Raw genomic sequence first — 10,594 nt, 5'->3', positions numbered from 1 at the left:
GTTTGCTAGGAACGACCGCTCGTCTATCCCTCTCGTATGCTCCCCACTCCGCCCGATCGTGCCGGCGTCGCCCCCCCCCCCCCCCCCCCCCCCTCCCCCCCCCCTCCCCCCCCCCCCCCCTCCCCCCCCCCCCCCCCCCTCCCCCCCCCCCCCCCCCACGGCGGCGGCTAAGACCTCGATGCCATCCCGAGCGCGAAACACTAGATTCACTCCATGTACTCGACCCAGGTATCCCAACACGTCAAGGCACCGCGCTCGGCCGTCTATCGGGCCCTGCTGGACCCGGCCGCGGTCGCCCAGTGGCGGGTGCCCACTGGCATGAGCGGCCACGTGCACGAGTTCGACGCGCGCGAGGGCGGCTCGTTGCGCGTCTCGCTCACCTACGAGACACCGGACAATAGCGGCAAGTCGACGGCGCACACCGACAGCTACCACGGCCACTTCGTCAAGATCGTGCCCGACAAGCAGGTGGTCGAGGTCGTCGAGTTCGAGACCGACGACCCCGCGCTCCACGGCGCGATGACCATGACCACGACGCTCACCGACGTGGACGGCGGCACCGAAGTCGTCGTCATGCATGACGGCATTCCGGACGCGATCCCGGTCGAAGACAACGAGACGGGTACGCGCATGGCCCTGGCGAACCTCGCCAGACTCGTCGAAGCGGGCTAAGCCATCCTGTGATGCCGCTGCCCGCGCGATCTGGCCCCCACCATCCATCGCGCCCGACAGCAAGGGGCGAATCAGCCTCCACCGGTCCGGCTCCTTCACGGATGACAGACCGGTATCAGGACGTGGGTGTCGCCCAGGCAGACGCACCGACCGACCGTTGCCAGCAGTTGCTGGACCTGCCGTCAGACACCGGAGCCGGCGAACATGAGCCACTCTGATGGCGTTGGCGAGATTGCCGGTCGGGTTGCTGGCCACGGCTACGTGCAGGTGGAGCTGACCCGCGCAGATCACCGACGGCCGCCCTACGGCGGACGCCTCTCGTCCACAATCCGTGGTTGGTCGATCACGCCGGCCGCCTCTTCTCAAGATCCCTATCGTTCGTCTTTCCGCAGGTGGTGCTATACGGTCAGCACGTGAGAATCGAGCGTCATTGGTGGAACGGGGACCGGAGTCCGCGGGGGCGTCGCGACGTCTACATCCGCACCGACGGCCAGCGATGGGAAGTAGAGGCGCAGACCGGCGGCATCGCGGGCCGGTCGAAGCTACACCGCTGTCCGAGCCGGGCGTCGGCAAAGATCCTCGCCGACGCGTGGCTGGGTGGTCGCCCGGAGTGGCGGGAAATGGTGCCTGACAGTGGACGTCAGGAGCAGTCCCGGCAGACCTCCCGGCCGTCGGGCTGCGCGGCGAGCTGACTGCGGTGGTGTACCAGGAAGCAGCGCGCGCATCGAAACTCGTCCGGCTGCATCGGCACGACAGTCACGGTCAGTTCCTCGCCGGACAGGTCCGCGCCGGGCAACTCGAAGTTCTCGGCAGCCTCGGCCTCGTCGAGGTCGACTCTCGCTGACTGCGACGCCGCGCCGCGCGCCTTGAGTTCCTCCAGGCTGTCGTCTTCAACCTCAACAGCGGGTCGGCGCGGTGCGTCGTAATCGATGGGTTTGCTCATCGTGATGGCCTCTCCCGCTTGATATGGGTGTCACGACGGTAGACCGCGGGGGGCATGTCGTGGTGCTCAAGAGAGCGGTGGAAGGGTAGCGCTCGCCCTTGGATGCGAGGGGCACCATCGGCGGTGGTCGCCACCAGACGGAAAATACTAATAACTCCCCCTCCCCCGGCCATGGCCGGTCCCGAAGGGCACCGCGAGACGATGTCCCGGACCGGCCGTTGCCGTCTGTCGCCCTCTGGCGAAGAGGTGATCCGTGACCGCGCCGCGAAGTGCACGCCCGCGTTCTTTGCCTCTGACGGCGTCGACATCCTTCGTACCCCGCCGCACTCGCCGCGGCCAACGCGTACGCGGAGAGACGGGTGCGCACGGTACGGCACGAGTGCCTCGACCAGATCCTGATCTACCACCCCGGCACTTTGCTGACAGCCCTGGCCGAATACGTCACGCACTACAACGAGCACCGACCGTGTGCCAATGAAGGCTCCACCAACGGATCAGCCACTTCGGCGGTTACCCCACTGGCGCGGGCTCTGAACCGAGCCCCGGCCGCCGAGGCGCTGGCCCTTTCCATACGGTTGAGGCGAGGCGACCTTGCCCTTCGCGCGTCGGGCAGCCCGATTTGCGTAAACGGCAGGCTCGCCGGTCTCGGTCTCGGTCTGGGCCGTGGTTGGCGTGTCGGCATCCTCGGCGTGGGCGTCTTGAGCGGGCTCGAGCTCCGGCATCGACATCTCCCTAGATTCGTGGGCCGCCCTGCGGACCACCGCCAGCCCGCGAACGCCGGACTGCTCGACGCCGGCGTGGGCGCCTGACGGTATCGCAACACCGAGCCCATCCGATCGACGGTCCGTAGGCCAGGGCTCCGGCAAAGTCAGCCATGGCCGGGTGGTGGCAAACCCTGATCAGCATCGCCGCCGCACGGGCCCGTTTGGAGTCGTGATCGCGTGGCCGGGAAAGGACTGGACGGATGACGCTCGGGCTTGTAGCTTGCAGCTGAACGTGACACCGCCCGAGGAGGTGAGACCCATGAACGCTGTATCGATGTGGGCGCTCCCCCTTCCCGTCACGGTCGGGCGATTGACGTAGGTGTCGCCGGGAGCGCCTCGCCAACAAGGCACTCCCGAAAGGCAACACCTATGCACTCTCTGCAGTTCACCGCCGAGCCGTCGTCGAACGATACGGTCGAGCGCGACTCCACCGTGGGCGACGTCCCCGGACTCCCATCGCCGGCCTCCGGCGCCGATCGCGCGCCCCTCATGTTCGACGTGATCATTGCCGGGTGCGGGCCGACGGGCGCGATGCTGGCCGCCGAACTGCGGCTGCACGATGTGCGGGTACTCGTTCTGGAGAAGGAAACCGAGCCCAAGTCGTTCGTCCGCATAGTGGGTCTGCATATTCGCAGTCTCGAGCTGATGGCAATGCGCGGGCTGCTGGAGCGCATTCTCGAACACGGAAGACAGCGTCCGGCCGGCGGCTTCTTCGCCGCCATCACCAAACCCGCGCCCAAGAGCCTGGATTCCGCGCACGCCTACCTGCTGGGCATCCCGCAGCCGGTCATCGAACATCTGCTCGAAGAACATGCCATCGACCTGGGTGCGCAGGTCCGGCGCGGTTGCGCGGTGGCCGATTTCGAGCAGGACGACGAGGGTGTGACCGTCGAGCTGGCCGACGGGGAACAGCTGCGTTCGCGCTATCTCATCGGCTGTGACGGCGGGCGCAGTACAGTGCGCAAACTGCTCGGCGTCGGCTTCCCCGGCGAGCCCTCACGGACCGAGACGCTGATGGGCGAGATGAAAGTGGGTGTACCGCAGGAGGAGATCACCGCCAAGGTGACCGAAATCCACGAGACCCATCAGCCATTCTGGCTCCGGCCCTTCGGCGAAGGAGTCTACAGCGTCGTAGTCCCCGCCGCGGGAGTCAGCGACCGCGCGGAACCGCCCACCCTCGAGGATTTCAAACAACAGTTGCGCACCATCGCCGGAACCGATTTCGGCGTGCACTCCCCGCGCTGGTTGTCCCGCTTCGGGGATGCCACCCGGCTAGCCGAACGTTATCGGGTCGGGCGGGTACTGCTGGCCGGCGATGCGGCACACATCCATCCACCCACCGGCGGACAGGGCCTCAACCTGGGCGTTCAGGACGCATTCAACCTCGGCTGGAAACTGGCCGCACAGATCCGCGGCTGGGCGCCGGAAACACTGCTGGACACCTACCAGGCCGAACGTCATCCGGTCGCCGAGGACGTGCTGGACAACACTCGCGCCCAGATGGAACTGCTGTCCACCGAACCGGGTCCGCGGGCCGTGCGCAGGCTGCTCACCGAACTGATGGACTTCGACGAGGTGAACCGCTATCTGATCGAGAAGATCACCGCAATCGGCATCCGCTACGACTTCGGCGCAGGCCCCGACCTGCTCGGCCGCCGCCTACGCGACATCGACGTGAAACAGGGCCACCTCTACGGTCTGCTGCATCGCGGCCGCGGCCTGCTGCTCGACCGCACCGAACGCCTGACCGTCGGCGGCTGGTCGGACCGGGTCGATTACCTCGGGGATCCCACTGCGGTACTGGATGTTCCGTGCGTCCTGCTACGCCCCGACGGCCACGTCGCCTGGATCGGCGACGATCAGCAGGACCTGGACGACCACCTCTCCCGCTGGTTCGGCAAGCCCGCCAACTAATTTCGCCTGAAAAACCGAAAACGCACGCCGGTTCGCCCGGGCCGGGCACGCGGTGGGGCTCATTGCCCGCAACCAGAGCCAGTTGGACGACCTGGCGAGCGCGCTGACCGCCGAAGAGGTCGAGGTGCAGACCTGCCAGGCGGACGCGACCGACCACACGGCCCTGGCCCGGGCCTTGAAGGAGCTGGCACGGCGGCAGGGGCCGGCCGAGGTGATGTGCTTCAGCCCACTGCCGGACATCAACCAGATCAAACACGTCGTTCTGCCCGCCCGCCGAGAAAACCCGTTGCGAGTGGCCGGCATCAGAAGTCTGGTTGATCGGCAACCGATCACAAGAGAGAACATGACGCGCATGTCGCTGCCCACCCCCACGCTGCACACCGCTCGCCTTCGACTGCGTCCCTTCGACGACGCGGATGCGAACGACCTCTTCGCGCTGCACAGCAGCGCCTACGTGTTGCGCTACTGGGACGCGCCGCCGTGGAGCGAACGCGTGCGCTCCGAGCGGTTCATCACGGCTTGCCGGCAGATGGCAGAGGGGGGCACCGGGGCGCGGCTGGCCGTGGATCGTGTCTCCGACGGGGCGTTCATCGGCTGGTGCAGCCTGAACCGGTGGAATCCGGACTACCGCAGCGCATCGCTGGGCTACTGCTTCGACGATGCAGCGTGGGGCCACGGCTACGCGACGGAGGCCGCGGGCGCTTTGCTGCGGTGGGCATTCGACACGCTGGACCTGAATCGCGTCCAGGCGGAGACCGATACACGCAACGTGGCATCTGCCCGCGTGCTGGAGAAGCTCGGGTTCGTGCGTGAAGGGACGTTGCGGGAAGACTGCGTCGTGAACGGCGAGGTCTCTGATTCGTGGGTCTACGGGCTGATCAGGCGGGAGTGGCGGCCGTCGTCCGAGCCGGTTTCCGCCCGCTGAGTCCTTGCTCCCTCGCGAGACGTCGCCCGGCATCCGGGTGCTTCGCTTCGCCGCGTCGAGGAGCCGGCACCGGGCACTGTCATGGCCATGAGAGAGCCACACCAATGACACCGGTGGGCAGCCGCAAGGTGGGAGCGTCTCGCCGAGCACCTGGACCGAGTCTGGCCGGACATCGATCCTGCGGAAAGTCTCTAAGTAGCCGCGATCCGCGCGTTTCCTGGCGTAACGGGGGCTCAGCCGGCGGCCGAGTGCTCGTGGCACCGGTCGTCGGCGGTGTCCGGCAGCAGGACACGCCCTCGAGGGTCCCTCGGAACGACTCGATATCGGTGATGCCGACAACAGCGACGAAGTCGCGCTTCAGCCGGGTCGCTGGTTGCTGCAGTTCAACGTGGACGACGTAGCGGAAGCGCAACACGTCGAGCTGGTGATGTCACCGCACTGACCAGGCACCTCCGATTGGAGTGCACGGATCTGCCGCTGAGTGTGCGCGGATCTGCCGAGTTGCGGATGTTGTTCACGCCCTATGGCGGTTGGACCACAGCGCGGTGCGCCACTTGCTCGAGCAGTTGCCGCACGGTGAGCAGAAGGCGTCACACCCGCGTAAGCGGGTGATGCGGCTTGGGCGGCAGCTCGACTTCAACGTGATCTCCGGCGCTGACCTGGCCGCTGCGCGAGACGATGCCCATGACGCCAGCTAGACGGACCACCTGCCCGTCCTCATGGAGATGCACGACCTGCTTGAGCAGGCCCTGCTGGAAGTTGTTGATCTGCTGGCACGGGTTGCGCAGGCCCATGACCGTGATGACGGCCTGCCCGATGGTGAGGCGTGTGCCGACGGCTAGACCGAGCAGATTGATGCCACGCGTCGTGATGTTTTCCCCGAGGTCACCGGGCGTCACATGGAAACCTGCCTCGGCGAGGTCTTCGAACAACTCTGCGTGGATGAGGTGGACCTGGCGCATGTTTGGCTGCGAGGGATCGGCGGCCACTCGCGATCGGTGCTGCACGGTGGCCCCGAAGTGGGCATCACCCTCCACCCCAAGACCCTCGTGCAGCATGATGGCGTCCACCGTCAGCTTGCTGAAAGTGTGCGCCGGACTCACATGGACCGCTACGACCTCACGACTCATGCGCCTGATCCTGCCAGCGCGCCGACACCGGGGATTGAAGAGGTGGGAAGCATGCCGGGGCGCTATTGCCGCCGACCGCGCGGCCACGAGCTGCCGATTGCGGTGCGCGAGCCCAGCCGACAGGCCGACTGATGAATCGCACATCGTGCGGCTACGGACGCACCTGGGCCCATCGGTCGGGAGCTACGGATGGCCCGGCTTCTACGGCACCGCCTGCTACAACGATCCCGCTGAGGACATGACGACGATCTTCATCATGCAGCGGGCGCACGCAGGCGACCAGAGGCTGCCGAGGTGGCACGACTTCTGGACCGCTGTCTACCAAGCGATCGACGACTGACCGCGCGGGCCGGGGACAGCCACGTCAGGCGGCAGTGTCCGCACGTACAGCGCGCTGATCGCGGCCAGATCCGGATGTCTGCGCGAGGTGCATCGGTGTCGAGCCGACTACTGGCCTGCGAGCAGTTGGGTCACGTGTGGGGGTGGCTGGTGATGCCGTCCAAGAGGGTGGTCAGGTTGTGGTTGAAGGTTTCCTCGGCGTCGAGGTGGGCGCCGTCGATGACGAGCCGGGCGACGGTGGGATAGCGGCCTGTTTTGAGCATGCGTGTTAGGTAGGGTCCGAGGCTGGCCTGCCAGGCGGTCACGTCGGTGCCGGTGGAACGGGCGGTGCGTCGCTCGGTGACCTCTCTGCGGAGCGCTCCGATGATGAAGGCGTTGAGGGCGCCCAAGGCCCGCTGGAGGTCGTCGATGTCGCGCACGCCGGGGGCCTGGCTGAGCGCCGCCGCGGTCGATTCACCCACGGCGAGCGCATGAGGTCCCAAGTGTGGCCTTCCGCCGAGCAGGTCGGAGAACCATTCATGATCAAGGGCGGCGTCGCGGGTCCGGTGAACGATGGCCAGTACCGTGGCACGCCACTCTGAGTGCTGGCCGACCTCGGCGATCTGGGCATAGACGGCGTCGACCATCAGATCGAGCAGTTCGGATATGTTGATCACGTAGTCGTAGAGCCGCATCGGACCGACTCCGAGCTCCTTGGCGATCTTGCGAACTGACAGTCCGTCGAGGCCGTGCGCGTCGGCAAGCCGGATCGCTGCAGCGGCGATCTTCGCGCGGCTCAACGGCACCGGCGCCGCCCGCGGCTGAGGCTCGGGCCGTTCCCAAACGGGCAATAGTTCGCTACCGTGCGGTGTATCCACGAAATACAGTGTACGGCAAGGGAGATGGGGATGCGAATCGCGATTGCCGGTGGCGGCCTCGGCGGCCTGACGCTGGCCCGAATCCTGCGCCGGCACGGCATCGACGCGGTGGTGTACGAGCGCGAGGCAAGCCGATCCGCGCGATCGCAGGGCGGAATGCTCGACCTGCACCCGGAGTCCGGGCAACAGGCCCTGGCCGAGGCGGGTCTTGCCGGCCGGTTCCGGTCTGAGGCGCGGCCGGAGGGCGAGGAACATCGCATCCTCGACCCGGCCGGACGCACCCTCGTGCACCACAAGCCAGATCCCGGCTCATTCTCCGGACGTCCCGAGATCGATCGGAGCGCACTGCGTGATCTTCTGCTCGATTCGCTCCCGGGCGACGCGGTCGCGTGGCAGCACCGGCTCGTCGCGGCGACGCCACGACCTGACGGGGGCTTCGGGCTGACGTTCCATGGCGGCCACAGAACCGACTGCGACGTCCTCATCGGCGCGGACGGCGCGCGCTCGGTCGTCCGGTCGCTGCTGACCGACGCGAGATTGTCCTACGTGGCCACCTTGGTAGAGCTGGGCATCAGCGACGCCGACCGGCGCCACCCGGATCTCGCCGAGCTGGTCGGCCCCGGGAACCTGTGGTGCATCGGCGTGAACCAGATCCTTGCAGCGCAACGTCTCGGCGATGGCAGCATACGAGTCGGGATCTCATTGCGCGCAGAAGATCGTGACATCGACACATACCGTAGTAAGCGCGCTCTGCTCGACATGTTCGAAGGCTGGGACTCAAGCCTCACCGCACTCATCGAAGCCGGCGACAGCGCGCCGACGCCTCGCAGGATCGAAGCGATGCCCATCGGTACACGCTGGGCCAACCAGCCGGGAATCACCCTCATCGGTGACGCCGCGCACCTCATGCCGCCGGTCGGCGAGGGCGCCAATCAGGCCATGCTCGATGCCGCCGAACTCGCCGGCGAATTCGCCGCCAACCCCGCCGACCCCGACTCGGCGATCCGGACGTACGAGGAGGCGATGTTCACCAGGACCCACCCGATCGCCGAAATGTCCGCACGAGTCCAGGCGATGATGTTGTCCCCAACCGCAGCTGACGACATCATCCGCTTCTTCACGGCCCGGCCCACCGAGCCGGCACCCGCAGATTGAGAACACGCTGCGCACCAGCCCCGTCTTGCAGACGCCCCTGCCCTGGAAGATCAGATATCCGCTCCTCGGCATGAGGGGACCTTGCGACGGCGATGACCTGACCATCAGCCGTGACGACCTACCTCGACTCCTTCCGGCGGTGCCGGCCCAGTACCGCGCACTCGTTGCCCTGGCTGCCGGCAGCGGCCTGAGGTGGGGCGAGTGCGCCGGCTTGCAGTGGGACGCCCTCGACCTCGCCCTGGGCGTGGTCCGGATCATCCGCGTCGCCGAGGAGGTCTCAGGTCACGTCACCATCAAGCCCTACCCGAAGTCCGAGGCAGGCCGGCGCTCGGTGCGGCCGTATCGGGAAAGGATCGGGAGCCTGGCTCATGGGTCGCGAAACCGGACAACAGCAGCATCCGACCTAGTGCCTCGTCTTTTGAGCGTTGATCGTGTCATCCGCACATGCTTGGCTTCGGCGGTCGCCGCCAGATGACCGCCGCGTGCTGCTGCCCCGGAGCCCCTGATCCAGCGCCGAAGGGGCAAGGGTTACGGAAGTCCGACAGGCGCGCTGCCGAACCGCCAGATAATGCGGGAGTCAGCCTGCGGTTTATCCCAGGGGCGGCCGGTGGGCTGATCGAAATGCGGTCGGGAGGGAGCAGCAGTCGGATGAGCACGATGCACGCCGTGAGAGCTCACACCAGAGGCGGGCCGGAGCAGCTCGTGTACGAGGAGGCGCCGCGGCCTGAGCCAGGGCCTGGTGAGGTGTTGGTGGCCGTGAAGGCTGCTTCCATGACACCCACTGAACTCACCTGGCCGCAGACTTGGACGTACAGCTCGGACGGGTCAGGACCTGAGCGCACGCCGATCATCCCGTCGCATGAGTTCTCCGGAGTCGTCGCGGCGTCCGGGACGGGGGTGGAGAGCCCCGCCGAGGGGGAGGCCGTCTACGGCTTGGTCCCTTTCACCCGCGATGGCGCGGCGGCCGAGTACGTCGCCCTGCCCGCGGCCGTCCTGGCGGCCAAACCCGCCACCGTTGACCACGACCACGCCGCAGCGCTCCCACTGGCTGCGTTGAGTGCCTGGCAGGCACTGGTGGACCACGCCGACCTGCAGGCCGGCCAGCACGTGCTGGTGCAGGGCGGCGCCGGCGGCGTGGGGATCTTCGTGGTGCAGCTGGCGGCCGGTCTCGGTGCTCGGGTGAGCGCCACGGCGGCGGCGGCCGACCTGGAATTCGTCAAGAGTCTGGGTGCCGAGCAGGTTATCGACTATGCGCACGACCGCTTCGAGGATCATGTTCGCGACGTGGACGTGGTCGTTGATCTTGTCGGAGGAGCCACGCAGGCGCGGTCCTGGTCGGTCCTGAAACCGGGCGGTGTCCTGGTCACCCTCGTCACCCCACCCGACCAGCGGGAAGCAGCCCGGCATGGCGTTCGTGGTGTGTACTTCATCGTCGAGCCCAACCAGAACGCGTTGCGTTCCATCGCCGAGCTCGTCGACAACGGCCGGTTGAGGCCGGTGCTGGACCGTGTTCTGCCCCTCACTGAGACGCGCTCAGGTTATGAGGCGCTCGAGACGGCCAAACGCCGCGGTAAGATCGTCATCCACGTCGCTGACTAGTCACTGCCGTCGGTGCCGTTGTGGGCACCTGCAGCCTGCTGTTCGGTGACGGGATCCGGGCGGCGTGCGCTTCCCTACGCCGCGGGCTCGTGGCTGCGCGGCCGGGCCGGCCGCCGGCCCACCTCCTCACCAGGCAAGTCCATCGTCTTGCTGCGGCCCGCTCGGGCTCCCCGCTTCCGCGCCAGCCGCCGCGACGCCAGCGCCATGGTCGACGAGCTGATCCGGACCGGCGGTGCCGGGTAGAAGGAAGAAGTGGCCGCCTGGACCGAGGCCGCCCGTGCAGCGGGGGCCGCCCG

8 protein-coding genes and 1 pseudogene are annotated in these 10,594 nt (G+C 67.4%); 6 read left to right on the top strand and 3 right to left on the bottom strand.

Annotated features, from left to right (window positions below; genetic code table 11):
* The first annotated feature begins 213 nt into the window (after window positions 1-213).
* On the top strand, window positions 214-672 hold the full coding sequence (locus tag ACZ6S5_RS28345; RefSeq protein ID WP_466005245.1) for an SRPBCC family protein: 459 nt from the start codon (window positions 214-216) through the stop codon (window positions 670-672).
* A gap of 640 nt (window positions 673-1,312) precedes the next feature.
* Here the strand turns inward: ACZ6S5_RS28345 and ACZ6S5_RS28340 are convergent.
* Window positions 1,313-1,615 carry a DUF4193 domain-containing protein gene (locus tag ACZ6S5_RS28340; RefSeq protein ID WP_466005243.1) on the bottom strand — a complete coding sequence of 101 codons (303 nt, stop codon included), beginning with the start codon at window positions 1,613-1,615 and terminating at the stop codon, window positions 1,313-1,315.
* Window positions 1,616-1,962: 347 nt separating this feature from the next.
* Between ACZ6S5_RS28340 and ACZ6S5_RS28335 the strand changes: the two are divergent.
* The 3 genes and pseudogenes from ACZ6S5_RS28335 to ACZ6S5_RS28325 form a co-directional block, all read left to right on the top strand.
* Window positions 1,963-2,424: pseudogene (locus tag ACZ6S5_RS28335) on the top strand (integrase core domain-containing protein); the annotation flags it as partial.
* A 444-nt stretch (window positions 2,425-2,868) separates the two neighbouring features.
* Window positions 2,869-4,293, top strand: a complete 1,425-nt coding sequence (gene rox, locus ACZ6S5_RS28330; protein WP_466005253.1) for a rifampin monooxygenase — start codon at window positions 2,869-2,871, stop codon at window positions 4,291-4,293.
* Between the two features lie 82 nt (window positions 4,294-4,375).
* Entirely contained in the window at window positions 4,376-5,218 is an 843-nt protein-coding gene (locus ACZ6S5_RS28325; protein WP_466005242.1) for a GNAT family N-acetyltransferase, read from the top strand.
* Window positions 5,219-5,808: 590 nt separating this feature from the next.
* On the opposite strand, the gene ACZ6S5_RS28320 is transcribed toward ACZ6S5_RS28325, so the two are convergent.
* Window positions 5,809-6,348, bottom strand: a complete 540-nt coding sequence (locus ACZ6S5_RS28320; protein ID WP_466005240.1) for an MOSC domain-containing protein — start codon at window positions 6,346-6,348, stop codon at window positions 5,809-5,811.
* Window positions 6,349-6,818: 470 nt separating this feature from the next.
* Window positions 6,819-7,544, bottom strand: coding sequence for a TetR/AcrR family transcriptional regulator C-terminal domain-containing protein (locus ACZ6S5_RS28315; RefSeq protein WP_466005238.1), 726 nt, complete (start codon window positions 7,542-7,544; stop codon window positions 6,819-6,821).
* Between the two features lie 30 nt (window positions 7,545-7,574).
* On the opposite strand from ACZ6S5_RS28315, the gene ACZ6S5_RS28310 reads away from it, so the two are divergent.
* Entirely contained in the window at window positions 7,575-8,699 is a 1,125-nt protein-coding gene (locus ACZ6S5_RS28310; RefSeq protein WP_466005236.1) for an FAD-dependent oxidoreductase, read from the top strand.
* A gap of 648 nt (window positions 8,700-9,347) precedes the next feature.
* A complete protein-coding gene (locus tag ACZ6S5_RS28305) occupies window positions 9,348-10,298 on the top strand; it encodes an NADP-dependent oxidoreductase (RefSeq protein ID WP_466005234.1) in 951 nt (316 codons plus the stop codon).
* The last annotated feature ends 296 nt before the right edge of the window (window positions 10,299-10,594 follow it).

The sequence above is a fragment of the Micromonospora sp. NPDC051924 genome (assembly GCF_055586005.1).
This window is presented reverse-complemented; position numbering and strand designations above follow the sequence as displayed.

Excerpts from the sequence above, each read along its gene's own strand:
- ACZ6S5_RS28345 (WP_466005245.1), top strand. The coding sequence starts at position 214 with ATGTACTCGACCCAGGTATCCCAACACGTCAAGGCACCGCGCTCGGCC.
- rox (WP_466005253.1), top strand. The coding sequence starts at position 2,869 with ATGTTCGACGTGATCATTGCCGGGTGCGGGCCGACGGGCGCGATGCTG.
- ACZ6S5_RS28320 (WP_466005240.1), bottom strand. The coding sequence starts at position 6,348 with ATGAGTCGTGAGGTCGTAGCGGTCCATGTGAGTCCGGCGCACACTTTC.
- ACZ6S5_RS28305 (WP_466005234.1), top strand. The coding sequence starts at position 9,348 with ATGAGCACGATGCACGCCGTGAGAGCTCACACCAGAGGCGGGCCGGAG.
- ACZ6S5_RS28310 (WP_466005236.1), top strand. The coding sequence starts at position 7,575 with ATGCGAATCGCGATTGCCGGTGGCGGCCTCGGCGGCCTGACGCTGGCC.
- ACZ6S5_RS28340 (WP_466005243.1), bottom strand. The coding sequence starts at position 1,615 with ATGAGCAAACCCATCGATTACGACGCACCGCGCCGACCCGCTGTTGAG.